The sequence below is a fragment of the Arthrobacter paludis genome, from assembly GCF_056782315.1.
This window is the reverse complement of record NZ_JBXAEW010000007.1, coordinates 16,802-31,502: the sequence shown is the minus strand read 5'-3', so window position 1 is coordinate 31,502 and position 14,701 is coordinate 16,802. Positions and strand designations below refer to the sequence as shown.

Annotated in this window: 16 protein-coding genes; 5 read left to right on the top strand and 11 right to left on the bottom strand. The window is 75.4% G+C overall.

Going from position 1 to position 14,701, the window contains the following annotated elements:
- Nucleotides 1-17: 17 nt before the first annotated feature.
- The 7 genes from AC1Q5D_RS07385 to AC1Q5D_RS07355 form a co-directional block, all read right to left on the bottom strand.
- Nucleotides 18-458 carry a thioesterase family protein gene (locus AC1Q5D_RS07385; RefSeq protein ID WP_481737935.1) on the bottom strand — a complete coding sequence of 147 codons (441 nt, stop codon included), beginning with the start codon at nucleotides 456-458 and terminating at the stop codon, nucleotides 18-20.
- On the bottom strand, nucleotides 455-1,495 hold the full coding sequence (locus tag AC1Q5D_RS07380; RefSeq protein WP_481737934.1) for a 3-hydroxyacyl-CoA dehydrogenase NAD-binding domain-containing protein: 1,041 nt from the start codon (nucleotides 1,493-1,495) through the stop codon (nucleotides 455-457). The genes AC1Q5D_RS07385 and AC1Q5D_RS07380 overlap by 4 nt, the downstream gene beginning before the upstream one ends.
- Nucleotides 1,492-2,406: a beta-keto acid cleavage family enzyme gene (locus AC1Q5D_RS07375; RefSeq protein WP_481737933.1), complete on the bottom strand. Its 915-nt coding sequence runs from the start codon at nucleotides 2,404-2,406 to the stop codon at nucleotides 1,492-1,494. Before AC1Q5D_RS07375 ends, AC1Q5D_RS07380 begins: the two co-directional genes overlap by 4 nt.
- Nucleotides 2,403-3,278 (bottom strand): TetR family transcriptional regulator C-terminal domain-containing protein, encoded by an 876-nt coding sequence (locus AC1Q5D_RS07370; protein WP_481737932.1) that lies wholly within the window; start codon nucleotides 3,276-3,278, stop codon nucleotides 2,403-2,405. The genes AC1Q5D_RS07375 and AC1Q5D_RS07370 overlap by 4 nt, the downstream gene beginning before the upstream one ends.
- Before the next feature lie 118 nt (nucleotides 3,279-3,396).
- A complete protein-coding gene (locus AC1Q5D_RS07365; RefSeq protein ID WP_481737931.1) occupies nucleotides 3,397-3,645 on the bottom strand; it encodes a hypothetical protein in 249 nt (82 codons plus the stop codon).
- A gap of 95 nt (nucleotides 3,646-3,740) precedes the next feature.
- A complete protein-coding gene (locus AC1Q5D_RS07360; RefSeq protein ID WP_481737930.1) occupies nucleotides 3,741-5,675 on the bottom strand; it encodes a gamma-glutamyltransferase family protein in 1,935 nt (644 codons plus the stop codon).
- A gap of 49 nt (nucleotides 5,676-5,724) precedes the next feature.
- A complete protein-coding gene (locus tag AC1Q5D_RS07355; RefSeq protein ID WP_481737929.1) occupies nucleotides 5,725-6,210 on the bottom strand; it encodes a VOC family protein in 486 nt (161 codons plus the stop codon).
- A 97-nt stretch (nucleotides 6,211-6,307) separates the two neighbouring features.
- On the opposite strand from AC1Q5D_RS07355, the gene AC1Q5D_RS07350 reads away from it, so the two are divergent.
- Both AC1Q5D_RS07350 and AC1Q5D_RS07345 read left to right on the top strand, forming a co-directional pair.
- Entirely contained in the window at nucleotides 6,308-6,649 is a 342-nt protein-coding gene (locus AC1Q5D_RS07350; RefSeq protein ID WP_481737928.1) for a YnfA family protein, read from the top strand.
- 336 nt (nucleotides 6,650-6,985) lie between these two features.
- Nucleotides 6,986-8,182 carry a hypothetical protein gene (locus AC1Q5D_RS07345; RefSeq protein ID WP_481737927.1) on the top strand — a complete coding sequence of 399 codons (1,197 nt, stop codon included), beginning with the start codon at nucleotides 6,986-6,988 and terminating at the stop codon, nucleotides 8,180-8,182.
- Here AC1Q5D_RS07345 and AC1Q5D_RS07340 read toward each other — a convergent pair.
- Entirely contained in the window at nucleotides 8,160-8,780 is a 621-nt protein-coding gene (locus tag AC1Q5D_RS07340; RefSeq protein WP_481737926.1) for a GNAT family N-acetyltransferase, read from the bottom strand. The genes AC1Q5D_RS07345 and AC1Q5D_RS07340 overlap by 23 nt on opposite strands.
- Nucleotides 8,781-8,977: 197 nt before the next feature.
- Between AC1Q5D_RS07340 and AC1Q5D_RS07335 the strand changes: the two genes are divergently transcribed.
- Together AC1Q5D_RS07335 and AC1Q5D_RS07330 are read left to right on the top strand one after the other, a co-directional pair.
- Nucleotides 8,978-10,729: an ABC-F family ATP-binding cassette domain-containing protein gene (locus AC1Q5D_RS07335; protein WP_481737925.1), complete on the top strand. Its 1,752-nt coding sequence runs from the start codon at nucleotides 8,978-8,980 to the stop codon at nucleotides 10,727-10,729.
- 46 nt (nucleotides 10,730-10,775) lie between these two features.
- Entirely contained in the window at nucleotides 10,776-11,327 is a 552-nt protein-coding gene (locus AC1Q5D_RS07330; RefSeq protein ID WP_481737924.1) for a dihydrofolate reductase family protein, read from the top strand.
- 27 nt (nucleotides 11,328-11,354) lie between these two features.
- On the opposite strand, the gene AC1Q5D_RS07325 is transcribed toward AC1Q5D_RS07330, so the two are convergent.
- From AC1Q5D_RS07325 to AC1Q5D_RS07315, 3 genes are read right to left on the bottom strand one after another with little or no spacing between them, the layout of a single operon-like run.
- The gene (locus AC1Q5D_RS07325; RefSeq protein WP_481737923.1) at nucleotides 11,355-12,266 is read right to left on the bottom strand and encodes a sulfite exporter TauE/SafE family protein; all 912 of its coding nucleotides are present in this window, start codon (nucleotides 12,264-12,266) and stop codon (nucleotides 11,355-11,357) included.
- Complete coding sequence (locus AC1Q5D_RS07320; protein ID WP_481737922.1) at nucleotides 12,263-12,850, bottom strand: rhodanese-like domain-containing protein; 588 nt, start codon at nucleotides 12,848-12,850, stop codon at nucleotides 12,263-12,265. The genes AC1Q5D_RS07325 and AC1Q5D_RS07320 overlap by 4 nt, the downstream gene beginning before the upstream one ends.
- Before the next feature lie 30 nt (nucleotides 12,851-12,880).
- A complete protein-coding gene (locus AC1Q5D_RS07315; protein ID WP_481737921.1) occupies nucleotides 12,881-14,281 on the bottom strand; it encodes an MBL fold metallo-hydrolase in 1,401 nt (466 codons plus the stop codon).
- A gap of 144 nt (nucleotides 14,282-14,425) precedes the next feature.
- Here AC1Q5D_RS07315 and AC1Q5D_RS07310 point away from each other — a divergent pair, with 144 nt between their 5' ends.
- The gene (locus tag AC1Q5D_RS07310) at nucleotides 14,426-14,617 is read left to right on the top strand and encodes a hypothetical protein (protein WP_481737920.1); all 192 of its coding nucleotides are present in this window, start codon (nucleotides 14,426-14,428) and stop codon (nucleotides 14,615-14,617) included.
- The last annotated feature ends 84 nt before the right edge of the window (nucleotides 14,618-14,701 follow it).

The following is a 14,701-nucleotide window of genomic DNA, read 5'->3' as shown; positions in this document are numbered from 1 at the left end:
TGCGACGGCGGAACGGGTCAGAGGCTGGTGCGGCGGCCGCTCCAATCCGGGGGGTGGGCCACGAGGCGGGCAGCAGCTTCAGCCACGGGGCCGGGCAGGGACGTGGTCCGCCCGGTGTTCTGGTCCACGTGCAGGCCCAGGATTTCCTCGGTGGCGATGAGCGCGCCGTCCGAATGCATCTCGTGGGCGAGGTGGAGCTTCTTGCCCGCCGCACCCACGACCTCGGTGGTGACGGCCAGCGGCGCATCGAGCCCCACCTCGCGCAGGTAGCGCACGTGTGCCTCCACTGTGTAGAGCGAGCAGCCGGTGCGGGCGCGGTAGTCCGCGCCCATCCCGAGGGCGTCCATCGCGGCGTCCGTGGCGTACCCGAAGACGAGCACGTAGAACGCCTCCGAGAGGTGCCCGTTGTAGTCGATCCACTCGGGCCGGACGCGGCAGGAGTACGTCGAGGCGCTCATGCCGCCCCCGGGCCCGGGGCGCCGCCGTCGTCGGCGTCGCCGCCCCCCGCGCCCGCCGGGGCGGGCACGGGGCCGGCCACCGGCTCCTGCGCGGCGCGCTGGGCGGCGATGAGCTTGCGGATCGCGATGATGGACGCGTCCCGGGCCTTGACGAGGTCGGGAACGGTACGGCCCGCCGCCTCGTCGTCGCAGCCCTCGATGACTGCTTGGCGCAGGTCCGGCGTCAGCTCGGGCGCCTGCAGGCGAGTCCAGGGCGACTTCAGGGATGGGCCGAAGTGGTCGAGCATGTGCGCCATGCCGCCCTCGCCGCCGGCCAGGTGGAATGTGAGCATGGGGCCCTGAAGCGGCCAGCGCAGGCCCGGGCCGTCCGTGATGGCCCGGTCGATCTGCTCGACCGTGGCCTCGCCCTGTTCGACCATGTGCAGGGCCTCGCGCCACAGGGCCTCCTGCAGCCGGTTGGCGATGAAGCCCGGGACCTCGCGGTCCATGCGGATCACGGACTTGCCGATCCGGTCGTACCACTCGGCGGCCCACTCCGTGGCGGCCGGGACCGTGTGCTCCCCGCCCACGACCTCCACGAGGGGGATCAGGTACGGCGGGTTGAAAGGGTGCCCGACGACGAGCCGGGACGGGTCCGCGGCCAAGGTGGCCATCTCCGTCATCCCGTAGCCGGACGTGGAGGAGGCGATGACGACGTCGTCGTCGGCCGCGGCCGCGATGTCCGCCAGCAGCCGGCGCTTGAGGTCCAGGACCTCAGGCGCGGACTCCTGGACGAACCCGGCGCCCTCGAGCGCTTCGGCCAGATCGGTGTGGACGGTCCATGCGGCGGGGTTGGCGCCGTCGGCCAGCCCGAGCTCGGCCAGCGCCGGCCACGCGGCGTCGATGAGGCGGGACAGACGGTCCGGCGCGTCGGGGCTCGGGTCCCACACGCGGACGGTGTAGCCCTGGGCCAGGAAATAGGCGACCCAGCCGCCGCCGATGGTTCCGGCGCCGACGCAAGCGACCGTGTCGATGGAGTCGAGGGAGCGCAGCTTCACAGCGCCCCCCGTCCGGCCGGCATCGCGGCGTGCTGCCCGAGGCCGAGGATCTCGCGGGCCTCGTCCGGGGTGGCGACGGCGGAGCCCAGGTCCTGCACGATGGCCACCGCCCGTTCGGTCAGCTGCGCGTTCGTGGCCTTCACGCCCTTGGCCAGATAGAGGTTGTCCTCGAGCCCGACGCGCACGTGCCCGCCGAGCAGGACGGACTGCGCGACCCACGGCAGCTGGTGGCGGCCGATCGCGAACGACGTCCACTGCGCGCCGTCCGGGAGCAGGTTCACCATCGCCTGCAGCAGCCCGGCATCGACCGGCGCGCCATAGGGGATGCCCATGCACAGCTGGTAGAGCGGCGGCGGGTCCAGCAGCCCCTCGGCGACCATGGTGTTCGCGAACCAGAGGTTGCCGGTGTCGAAGATCTCGAGCTCGGGCTTGACCCCGAGCTCCCTGATCCGGGCGGCGCCCTCGCGCATCATGTCCGGCGTGCTGATGTACAGCTGGCTGCCCTCGCCGAAGTTGAGGCTGCCGCAGTCCAAGGTGCAGATCTCCGGCCGCAGCTCCTCGACGTGGACCAGGCGTTCGGCCTGGGGGACCAGGTCCGTGCCCTCCAGGTGCGTGGTCGGGTCCTGGGGGTCGATGAACAGGTCCCCGCCCATCCCTGCCGTGAGGTTGATGATCGGGTCGACGTCGGACTCGCGGATGATGCGCACGACCTCGCGGTAGTACGCGGTCTCGCGCGACCCCTGCCCGGTGCGCGGGTCGCGGACGTGGATATGGACGGCGGAGGCCCCGGCGCGGGCCGCCGCGATCGCGTCGGCGGCGATCTCCTCGGGCGCGACGGGGACGTGCTGGCTCTTGGCAGTGGTGTCCCCGGCCCCGGTGAGGGCACAGGTGACGATGACCTTGCGGTTCATGCTCGACTCCCTGGGTTGACGATGTTGCGGTCGATGAAACTTTCGAGGTGCCAATACATCTGATCGGCAGTCAGTAGTCCGGTGAGCACCTTGATGCCGAGCCCGTCCATCAGGGCCGTCAAGTCCTGGGCGAGCTCGTCGGCGGGTGTATCCCGGATGGCGCCGGCGGCCTGACCGTCGGCGACGATGGAGCGGACGGTCTCCTGCCAGCGCCGGTAGCCCTCGGCGTGGTTGCCGCGCCCGTCGGCGTCGACGGCGACCTCGGCCCACGTCTGCAGCCAGATCGACCACTCGGCCCGGCCGGCAGCGGTGGAGGGAAGCTGAAGGCGCAGCAGTCGCTTGAGCCGCGCGACGGGGTCGGCGATGGTGTGCAGCTCGGTGATCTGGCGGTCGAAGGCCAGCTTGATGGAGAAGCGCAGGGCCTCGCCGAAGATCTCCCGCTTCGTGGCGAAGTAGTAGTGGACGGCCGCGTTGGAGAGGCCCGCCTCCCGCGCGATGTCGGCGATCCGGACGTTGGCGTAGCCCTTCTCCGCGAACAGCCACCACGCCTTCTCGACGATCGTCCGACGGCGTAGCGCCTGATCCGACGGTTCCCCGGTCCGCAGGGGCAGTGACTCCGGCGGCGGGGCCTTCGAGGCGCCCGCTCCGGCGTCGGAGCCGGTCAGGAGCCAGTTCGCGGTGACCCCGGTGACGGTCGCAAGCCGCGTTAGCTCCTCGGGCCCAAAGCGTCGCGTGCCCTTGAGGGCCTTGGACAACTTGGTCTCGTCCAGCCCGATTTGGCGGGCGACCTCGCGCTGGGCGAGGCCGGAGCCGCGGACGGCGTTCCGGGCGCGCTCGGCCAATTCGGCGGCATTGACTCCTGGGCTGACCATGCGGACGACCCTAAGCGAGGACTTGCGCTCATCGCAAGCCCTTCTAACTAAAAATCAGACTCGGGTTGCGATTTTGTGATCTGGCGCACTATCGTTTCCGGGGTGGCCTCAGCGCCACTCACCTCCGGCGCCTCCGCTCGCGCTCGCACGCCTCGATCACGCGGCGCGCCTCCGACGAGCGCAGGGTCGAGAGGTCCTTCAGGGGCCTGCCCAGCATCCCGCCGATCGCCGCGAGCACCTGCCCCGGGGACCCGAGCGAGAAGACCCGCAACTCCACGAGCATGCGCCGCTTCTCGGCCATCGTCGCCAGGTACATCGGCCGCCGCAGCGGCCGGAGCGTCTCCATGAGTTCCCACTGGTCCGTCATGTTTCCCACCTCCGGATGCGGGAGGGCGCCGTTGCCCTCCGCCACCAGTGGACCAAGCGGGTGTGACGGATTGGACCGGACGAAGGCCCGGAAGCCTAGCGCGCGATCGCCTGCCCCTGCAGCCCGCGCGCGTTCGCGGCCGCCCGCACGAACGGCTCCGGCCCGTGCCCGGACACCGCCGTCGTCCGCCCCAGCGTCCAGTCCTCCGCCCGCCGCACCAGGTGGCCCCGCGCCTGCAACGCCGCGAGCACGTCCGCGCCGAGCCGGGGTTCGGCCACCACGACCCGCGGCTCCATCCCGCGCGGGGCGAACGACTCGTGCAGGTGCAGGTGGTGGAACATCGGCTCGTCCATGGCCCACTGCAGGTCTGCCTGCCGCCGGCCGGACACCCCGTCGGCGGCCGGCCCGTGCACTACGGACAGGAACCACGCCAGCGTCCACTGGTCCTGCTGGTCCCCACCGGGCGTGCCGAACGCCAGCCGGGTGCCGTCGTCGTGCACCGCCAGCGACGGCGAGAGCGTGGTGCGGGGCCGCGCACCCGGGCGCAGCGACGTCGGCAGCCCCTCCTGCAGCCAGAACATCTGCGCGCGCGTGCCCAGGCAGAACCCGAGCGCGGGGATCGCCGGCGAGCTCTGCAGCCACCCGCCCGACGGCGTCGCCGACACTGTCAGCCCCGACGCGTCGGTCACGTCCAGGTGGCACGTGTCGCCCCGCGTCCCGCCGTCGCGGGCCGGGTCCTCCGGCGCCGCGCCGGGGGAGGGGACGACGGCGGCGCCCGCGCCGGGAGCGGCCCCCGGGCCGGCGGGTCCGGCGCCGGCGGACCCGGGGGCGACGGCGTGCGAGACGGCGGCGCCGGGATTGGCGAGGACGCCGACGGTCGGCTCGCCGACCCCCGCCGCCGGTTCCGCCGCGGCCGCGCTGAAGTCGGGGAGGACGGGGGAGCGGCCGCCGGGCGAACCCGGACACTGCTCCCCGGACGCCTCCGGCCCGATGAGCGCCGCGCGGTCACGGGCGTAGGCGGGGTCGAGCAGGTCGGGGACGTCGGTGAAGCGCGGGTCCCCGTACCAGGCCTCCCGGTCCGCGAAGGCGAGTTTGGACGCCTCGATGACCGCGTGCAGGTAGTCGGCGCCCCGGTACTCCACCCCGTCCAGCCCGGCGGCCCCGAGCAGTTGCAGCTGCTGCAGGAACACCGGCCCCTGGCCCCAGTAGCCGGTCTTGTGCACGGTCCAGCCCCGGTACCACGCGGTGAGCGGCTCCTCGATCCTTGGCGCCCAGGCGGAGAGGTCGTCGGCCGCCAGCACCCCCCGGTGCCGCTGCCCGGAGGAGTCCATCGCCTCCGTCCCGGCCGCGAACCGGCCGATCTCCTCCGCGACGAACCCGCGGTACCAGGCGTCCCGGGCCGCGGCGATGCGCGCCTCCCGGCCCGGCGCCCCGGCCGCCTCGTCGAGGATGCGCCGCCAGGTCGCCGCGAGGGCCGGCAGGCGCCAGCGGGCGTTCGGGGCGGGGGCGCCGCCGTCGTCCTCCAGCCACACGGCCGCGGACGTCGGCCAGTGCCGCGCGAAGTGCCCGGCCACCGTCCCGATGGTGCGGCTGGCCCGCGGCAGCAGCGGGAAGCCGCGCTCGGCCAGCCCGATCGCCGGGGCGAGCGCGTCCGCCAGCTCCCACGTGCCCCAGCGCTCCAGCAGCGTGGTCCACGCGCCGAACGCCCCGGGCACGCACGCCGCCAGCAGGCCGGTGCCGGGCACGAGGTCCAGCCCCTCGGCGCGGTAGTGGCCGATCGTCGCGCCGGCCGGGGCCGTCCCCTGGCCGTCGATCACGTGGCGGGCGCCGCCGTCGTCGACGATGATCGGCGCCTCCCCGCCCGGGCCGTTCAGGTGGGGCTCGAGGACCTGCAGCGCGAAGCCGGTCGCGGTGGCGGCGTCGGCCGCGTTGCCGCCGCGGGCCAGGACCTCGGCCCCGATGGACGTCGCCAGCCAGTGCGTCGACGCGACGGCGTGGTCCTGCCCGATCGCCTCGGGCCCGGTCCTCACGCGTCCGTCCGGCGGTTCCGGGACCGGCGGTCCGGGCCGGTCCGCCTCCTCACGCCTCGGTCCGCTCGGTGGGGGTCTGGTCAGGGTCGTCGCCGGCGTAGAAGCGCAGCTCGTGGCCGTCGGGGTCCTTGACGTGCGGCAGCGCCCAGCCCTGGGAGCCGCGCACGACGCCGGGGTTGCGGTCGCCGAGGCGGTTGAACCGGTTCGCCAGCTCCGTCAACGCCTCGGCCGAGGGCACGCCGATCGCGAAGAAGTCGAAGCCGGCGGCCGCCTCCGCCCGCTCCGGGTCCAGGCGCAGGGCCAGCCGCGGCCCGCCGTTCGGGTGCCCGAGCGCCAGGCCGACGAGCCGGTCGTCCTCGACGAACTCGTGGTACGCCACGTAGCCGAGACGGCTCTCGTACCACCGGCGGCTGCGCTCGAGGTCCCGCACGGGCAGCTTCAGGTGGTGGACGCCGTCCAGCTGGGGTGCGTCGTCGGGCAGCGAGCCCTCGTGCAGGTCGCTGTCGCGGACTTCTCGGGGAGCAGCCTCGTCCATGTCGTGTCCTTCCGCCGGGTCCGTCCACCGTACGCCCGGCTCCGGCGGCCGAACAGGGAACCGGCACAATGGGGAAGGCGCCCACCGGAGGAGAACCATGACCATCGCCAAGTCCATCCTGCTGTTCGGCGTGGCCGCGCTGTTGGAGATCGGCGGCGCCTGGCTGGTCTGGCAGGGCGTGCGGGAGAACCGCGGCTGGGTCTGGGCCGGGCTCGGCGTCATCGCGCTGGGCCTCTACGGGTTCGTCGCCACGCTGCAGCCGGACGCGCACTTCGGGCGGATCCTCGCCGCGTACGGGGGCGTGTTCGTCGCGGGATCGCTGGCTTGGGGGATGGTCGTCGACGGCTTCCGGCCCGACCGCTGGGACACGATCGGCGCGCTCGTGTGCCTGGCCGGCGTCGCGGTGATCATGTACGCGCCGCGGACCCCGGCGGGTTAGGGCCGCGGGAGGCACCGGGCAGGGCCGCGGACCCGGGATCGGGGCGCCGCCGGGGCACGGCCGCGGGCACCGGGGCCGCCCCACCGGCACGGTGCGCAGGGGCCTGCGGACCGCGCAGACGGTTGCAACGCCATGCGCCGTCCGCAACCCCCTGCGCAGCCCGGAACCCGCCGGCGGCCGGTCCGCGCGGGGCCTCCCGAGGTCTCCCCGGGCAACTCTCGGCAACCGATTTTGCGCGCCCGGTTGAAGCGTGAAACGGTGGGGCGACGTTTTGAGGGGAAGGGGCCGCGGCGGCTGTCAAACCGCCGGTCCCACGGCCACACGAGGGGGGCCATCATGGATGTCGCGGAAGCCGCATTCGTGACCGCACTGCTGCTGGCGGTCGGCGCTGCCGGCCTGGTCCAGGGGATCCGCAGCTACCGGGGCGTCTGGCGCCCGTGGAGCGTGCGGATGGCGTACCTGGGCCCGGCGTCCCTCTACCTCGGCGCGGGCGTCCTGCTGTGCGCGGCCGCGTCCGGTCTGCTCCTGTGGGCGGACACCGCCGGCGCCGTCGCCTCCGCCGCGACCGGCACCGGGTGGCACGTCGGCGCCAACGCGCTCGTCGCCGCAGGGGCGGCCCTGGTCCTCGCCGGCCTCGTCTTCGCCTACTACCGCATGCCGCGCCGGCTCAAGCCCCGCTGGATCCGCGAGCTGCAGGGCGACGCGTCGATCCTGAAGGCCGACGGCACGCCGGCCGAGCTCCCCACCTGGACCGCCGCCCGCCGCCGCACCGGCATCGCCGAGTCCCGCGGCCCGCTCCTGGACCAGGACGGCGTGGACCTGCTGTGGCGGAACTTCGTGCTCCGGGCGTCGTGGAAGAAGTTCGACAGCCCCTCCGCCGCCCCGCTGTTCCGGTACGGGCTGATCGGCACGAACCGCTGGGCCACGCCGGAGGGCCTGCTGGTCATGCAGCCCCGCCGCGCCACCGAGCGCGTCGTCTACGCCGTGGAGACCGTCCCCGCCCGGCGCCGCGACGGCGGCTGGCACGGCCCCGGCCGCCGCGAGTTCCGCGCCGACGTCGGCCGCTCCGGGTTCGCCAGCGTCCTGTGGCAGGAGAAGCACTGGCCCGTGGACCAGGCCGCCGGCACGGAGGACCACCGCAAGATGGTCCAGAAGCTGAAGTTCCGCGACGGTCCGGGCAAGCGCCGCCGCATCAACACCCCGTACCGGCTCGACGCCGTGGACACCGGCGACCTCGGGCAGGCGCTCGCCGACTTCGTCACGCGCCGACCCGTCCAGCGCGCCCGGTGGACGGTGTGGTCCAGCGACCGCGGCCGGGTCGCCCGCGTCGACTTCGCCGACGGGGAGTTCCGGACCGGGGGCGGCGCCGTCGTTGACCGCTGCGAACTGGCCGCCCTGCTGGCGGCCGCCGTCGCGCCCGCCGACCCCGTGGCGGCGCCCGAGCAGGAGGCCACGGCGGAGGTCCCGCGGCAGGAGTCCGCGGAGGTCGCCCCCGCCAGGGAGACCCCCGTCAGCCCAGGTGCTTCCGCATGAGCCAGCGCGGCAGGTGGTCGCTGGTGGCGTCGGTGAGCAGCACCCGCTTGTAGCCCGCCCGCTCGAACATCCCCGTCGTCCCGACGTACGCCAGCGCCCCGTTGACGCGCCGGCCCGGCAGCGGCTCCACCGGGTACGCCTCCAGCGCCGGGGCCCCGTGCTCCCGCGCGTACTCCTCGACGCCCTCGAGCAGCCGGCCCGTGATGCCCTGCCGGCGGTGGCCGGTCCGGACCACGAGGCAGAACACGCTCCACACCGGCAGGTCGTCGACGTGGGGGATCACGGTCGAACGGGCGAACCGGGCCTGCGCGTCCCGGGGGCCGAACCCGACCCACCCGACCGGCTCCCCGTCCGCGTACGCGACGAGCCCCGGAGCCGGGTCGCCGGCGGCGAGCTCGCGCAGGCACCCCTCGCGCTCGCCGTGGGTGCCGTCGCCGAGTTCGCGCGCCTCGCGCCCGGAGATCCGGTTCGCCAGGCACCAGCAGTGCCTCGGGTTCCCGTTCGGGTTGGCGACCGCGGCGAAGTCGCCGACCGTCCCGGGCTCCAGGGGACGGAGGACGACGGCGGGGCCCGCGGGCCCGGGCGTGGACGTGGACATGGGCGCCTCCTCGGGCCAGTCTCGCGGGCGGCCGGGGCGGAGGCAACGGGTCCTTGACGCGGGCCCGCCCCCGGCGCACACTCAAGGGCATGTTCCTGTGAGCCGAGCCCTCCCGCGTCCGCGGCGCTCCCTGCCCGTCCCCGACGTCGCCGGTCGAGCGGCACCCGGCGGGACCCCTCACCGACCTGGGGAACACCATGCCATCGCACGACCCGAACCCCCTGCGCCTGGACGGCGTCTCCTTCGCGTACCCGGCCCGGCCCGACGTCCCCGTCCTCACGGACGTGTCGCTCACGGTGGCCCCCGGCCAGCGCGTGGGGCTGATCGGCGAAAACGGCGGCGGGAAGTCCACGCTGCTCCGGCTCGCCGCCGGGTCCCTCGCGCCCGGCCGCGGCACCGTGGCCCGTCCCGCCTCCTGCGGGGTGCTGCTCCAGGAGCACGACGACGGCGGCGCCGCGACGCTGGGCTCCGTCGTCGAGCGGGCCGTCGCGGGCGTCCGCGCCCTGGAGCGGCGGCTCGAGGACGCGGCCGCCGCCGTCGCGCGGCAGCCGGAGGACGCCGGGGCCGCCGCCGCGTACGACGACGCCCTCGCCGAGGCCGTGCACGCGGACCCGTGGTCGCTGGACGCGCGCATCGCCCGGGCCCTGAACTCGCTCGGCCTGGCCGGCGTCCCGCCGGGGACGCCGCTGGCCGCCCTGTCCGGCGGGCAGCGCCGCCGCGCCCGCCTGGCCGCCGTCCTGCTCGGCCGCCCGGACGGGCTGCTGCTGGACGAGCCCACCAACCACCTGGACGACGCCGGCGCGGACTTCCTCGCCGCGGAGCTGGACGGATGGACCGGACCCGTGCTGATGGCCAGCCACGACCGCTGGTTCCTGGACCGGTGCGCGACGTCCCTGGCCGACCTGGACCCGGGGCTCGACCCGCACGGGCGCGGCGGTGACCGGCAGGGCGCGGCGAGCACCGGCGGGTACACGGACTACCTCGCCGAGCGGGCCCGCCGGCGGGGCCTGTGGCGGCGGCGGTGGGAGGAGCAGGAGGAGGAACGGCGCCGGCTCGAGGCGGAGACCGGCCTGGCGGAGGGCGACGTCTTCCACCGCTCCACCTCGAAGTCCGAGTCCCGGATCACCGCCAAGTTCTACGGCGACCGCGCGGCGAAGACCGTGGGGAACCGGATCCGTTCGGCCCGGAACCGGCTCGCCGCCCTGGAGCGGGGCGCCGTCCTGCCGCCGCCCGAGCCGCTGCGCCTGGCCGGAGTCACGGGCCCGCCCGCGGCGCCGGATCCCGGCGTGGGGGCGACCCCGGACCCCACGCCGGGCGCGGCGCGGCGGCCCGCGGACGGCGGCGCCGTGCTGCGGGCGGACCGCGTTTCCGTCCCCGGCCGGCTGCAGTCGGTCTCCGTGGCCCTGCGCGCCGGCGACCACCTGCTGCTCACGGGCCCCAACGGCGCCGGGAAGTCCACGCTGCTGGCCGTCCTCGCGGGCGCGCTGGAGCCGGGGACGGGCACCGTCGAGACCGCCGGGGGCCTCCGCGTCGGGACGCTCGCGCAGGACGACGCGTGGCCGGACCCGGATGTCCGGGCGGTGGAGGCGTTCGCCCGGGCCGCCGGCGGCACGGGCAGCGACCCGGTGCGCCTCGGGCTGCTCCGCCCCGCGGACCTGCGCCGGCCCGTGGGCGCCCTGTCCCCGGGCCAGCGGCGGCGGCTCGCGTTGGCCGTGCTGCTCGCGGACCCGCCGGACGTGCTGCTGCTCGACGAGCCGACCAACCACCTCTCCCTGGCCCTGGTCGGGGACCTCGAGGCCGCGCTGGCGGAGTGGCCGGGAACGCTCGTGCTGGCCAGCCACGACCGCTGGCTGCGGGAGCGCTGGGCCGGGCCGCGGCTCGAACTCCCGCCGGGGACGGACGCGGGCCACCGGTCCGGGGTCTGGAGCCGGCCGGCCCGGGCTTGCTAGCGTGGCCCCCGGCAGACCATCCCCGGCCGCCCCGGAGGGCAGACCCGTGCGCAAGCTCGTCTCCTACGTCATCACCAGCCTCGACGGCTACGACCGGGGTCCGGACGGCGAACTCGACTGGGCCAACATCGACGCCGACTACTTCGACTTCGCCAACCAGCAGAACGCGTCGATCGACACCCTCCTGTTCGGGCGGGCCGGCTACGAGCACATGGCCGCGTTCTGGCCGGGCGCCACGGAGCCCGACGCCGACGTCGCCGACTACATGAACAGCGTCCCGAAGGTCGTGGTCTCCTCCACCCTCGAGCGGGCGGATTGGAACAACACGACCCTCGTCCGCGGCGCCGACCTCGAGGAGGCGGTCGCCGCCCTCAAGGGTCGGCCGGGCGGGGAGATCGGCCTGTACGGCAGCGCGACGCTGACGGCGACCCTGCTCGGGCTCGGCCTGGTCGACGAGATCCGGATCCTCGTCAACCCGGTGCTCCTCGGCGCCGGGCGGCCCCTCTTCTCCACGCTCGCCCAGCGGGTCCGGCTCGAGCTGGTGCGTTCCACGACGTTCAGCTCCGGCAACGTGCTGCTCACGTACCGTCCGGCCTGACGGGCCGCCCGGGGTCCGCGGGCGGCGTCAGGCCGCCGCCCGCCGCAGGGGGCACCGCGGCACGACGGCGCGGCACGCCACGGCGGCCAGCGCCAGCACGACGGCGGCGCCCGCGACGGCCGCGCCCGCGGGCGGCGGCAGCTCCTGGGCCAGCACGAACACGCCCATCGCGAGCACGAAGACCCCGAACCCGCGGCGCAGCGCCGCCTCGGGCACGCGCCGGGCCAGCCTCGAGCCGGCGAACGACCCGGCCACCGCGGCCGCCGTCACCCCGCCGACCAGCCACCAGTCCAGGTCCACGGTCGTGAGGTAGCCGCCCAGGCCGGCGAAGGACTTCAGGGCGATCACCACCAGGGAGGTCCCGACTGCCGCCGGCATGGACAGCCCGCCCAGCAGCGCCAGGGCCGGCACCACGAGGAACCCGCCCCCGGCCCCGACCAGCCCGGTCACGAGCCCGACGGCCAGGCCCTCGGCCAGGATCTTGGCCAGCGGCAAGCCGGCGCGGGACTCCGTTCCGCCCCGGGCCGAGGCGCCGCGCGCTTCCGGGCCGGCCCCGCCACGCGTCCGGCGGGGCGCGCGGCGTCCGCGCAGCATCGCCGCCGCCGTCGCGAGCATCATGACCGCGAACGCGACCATCAGCACCGGTCCGGGGATGTGCGCGCCCAGCAGGCCGCCGCCGAACGCTCCGGCCATGGCGGCGCCGCCGAAGACCAGCCCGGTGCGCCACCGCACGTTCCCGGCCCGGGCGTGGTCGACGGCCGCGACCGCCGACGTCGTCCCCACGACGAACAGGGAGGCGGCGATGGCCTCCCGGGGCCCGAGCCCGGCGACGTAGGTGAGGATCGGGACCGTCAGGATGGAGCCGCCCCCGCCCAGCAGGCCCAGGGAGACCCCGATGGCGACGGACAGCAGCAGGGCCAGGGCGAGGGCGGGCGTCACTTCGCGGCCCGCTTCGGGGGACGCACGGCGCATGCGGCCGCGGAGCCCGGGCGGTTCCACGGCATCCGCGCCAGGGCCGCCCCCATCGCGCACGTGTTCGTCGCCGCGGAGAACGCGAGCCCGCCGCCGATCCCCGCCGAGAGCAGGCGCAGCCGCGGGGAGACGTACCGGCCGGCGAGCAGCCCGGCCACGACCAGGGTCCCGGCGACCAGGCGCACCTGCCGGTCCAGGTCCCAGCGCTGCCGGCCGCGGACGACGTCGCCGCCGGCCGCCGCGAAGCCGGGCACGCCGCCGTCGAGCACGGCCGCGTCGACCCCGTGCCCGGCCAGGCGCTGGCGCGCCTGCTCGGCGCGGACGCCGGACTGGCAGGCGAGGACGAGCCGGCGCCCGGCCGCGTCCCGGGCCAGACCCGGGGCGTGGCCGTCCAGCTCGTGCAGCGGGATGTTCCGGGAGCCGGCGATGTGCAGGGATTCGTGCTCGGCCGGGCTGCGCACGTCGAGGACGACGGCGGGGTCGTCGGCGGCGAGCCAGGCGCGCAGGGTGGCGGCGTCGATCGTGTGGGGGGTCTGGGGCTGGGCGGTCATGGGTTCCTTTCGGGTGGGGGAGGGGAGGGGTCAGGCCGTCGCGCGGTCGGCGGCCCAGCGGCTCCAGGCCGCGTAGCTGCCGTCGAGCTCGACGACGTCGTGGCCGGCGCGGCGCAGGGCGCTCGCGGCGACGGAGTTGCGCACGCCGGACTGGCAGTAGGTCACGATCGTGCCGTTGGCCGGGAGCCGGTCCCGGTGCCACAGGACCCGTCCGGCGGAGAGCTGGGCGGAGCCGGGGACGTGTCCGGCCGCGTGCTCGGAGGCGTTGCGAACGTCCAGGACCAGGGCGGCGTCCAACCCGTCCAGCGCGGCGGGCTGGACCAGCGGCGGCGTGAAGGCCGGCAGCCCGTCGCGGGTGGTCGTGTAGCCGGCGACGGCGTCGATACCCACGCGCACCAGGTGGTCGCGCATCTCCTCCGCGGCCTCGCGGCCGGGGGCCAGGAGCACGAGCGGGCGGTCGTCCGTTTCCGGGTCGTAGGCCCAGGCCCCGTAGCTCGCCGCCTTGCCGCCGGCGGGGATGTTCAGCGCGCCCTTCACCGTGCCGGCGTGCACGGCGTCGTGGCCGCGGGTGTCCACGAACGTGATCCGGTCCGCGGCCAGGTCCGCGGCTACGGCCCCGGGCGCGAGCTCCGGCAGCGGCGGGAGCCCGCCGAGGACGGCGGGGCCGAGCCGGTTCTGCCGCTTCATCCGTCCGAAGTAGGCGTGGGCGTCCGGCTGGCCGTCCAGGAGCGCGGCGACGAAGCCCTCCTCGTCGTCCGCGGCCAGGAAGGGGCCCCACCAGGCGTTGAGCCGCTCGTAGCCGACGGTCGTGGACGGCAGGGCGCCCAGGGCCTTGCCACAGGCGCTGCCGGAGCCGTGGCCCGGGAAGACCTGGACGTGGTCGGGCAGGGCCAGGAACTTCTCCCGCAGGCTGGCGAACAGCTGGCGGGCGCCGGCGAAGCGCGTGTCGACGCCGCCGGCGGCCTCGTCCAGCAGGTCCGGGCGGCCCAGGTCCCCGGCGAAGACGAAGTCGCCGGAGAGCAGGTAGCCGGGGTCGTCGCTGAAGGCGCCGTCGGTGACGAGGAAGGACAGGTGCTCCGGCGTGTGGCCGGGCGTATGCAGCGCCTGCACGGTGATGTTCCCGATGCGGATGGCGTCGCCGTCGTGGAGGCGGACGGCGTCGAAGCCGTACTGCCAGTCCTCGCCGCCCTCGCCGGAGACGTGGGCGGTGGCGCCGGTCGCGGCGGCGAGTTCGCGCGTGCCGGAGAGGTAGTCGGCGTGGATGTGGGTCTCGGCCACGGCCGTGATCCGCATGCCGTGGGCCGCGGCGAGGTCCAAGTAGGGGCGGAGGTCGCGGCGGGCGTCGACGACGAGCGCCTCCCCGCGGGCCTGGCAGCCGATGAAGTACCCGGCCTGGGCCAGGTCGCCGTCGTAGATCCGTTCCAGCAGCATGGTGCATCCCTTCGTTCGCTTGATACCCCTGGGGGTACCGCTTCCGCAAGGCACTGTAGTACCCTAGGGGGTATCAAGACAACCCCCGGGGGTATCCGACGGAGTGTCCGCGGGGCCTCGGGAGCGAACGAAGGGATGCATTCCATGTGCCGAGCCGTTGCCTGCCGCCAGTGCGGGAAGACCACGTGGGCCGGATGCGGGCAGCATGTCGACCGGGTGATGCGCGGGGTGCCCGCCGCCCAGCGGTGCTCGTGTGCCGGCGCGCCGTCCGCCGGCGGCCGCGCTGGGGACGGCAGGGGCTGGCTGTCCCGCGTGCTGGCCCGCTTCCGGGCCTGAGACAATGCGCGGCGGGGATACGATCGAGTCCGCGTCGCCCCCAGCCTTTCCCCGAGAATCCGTTCCCCGCGAAGACATTCCCCG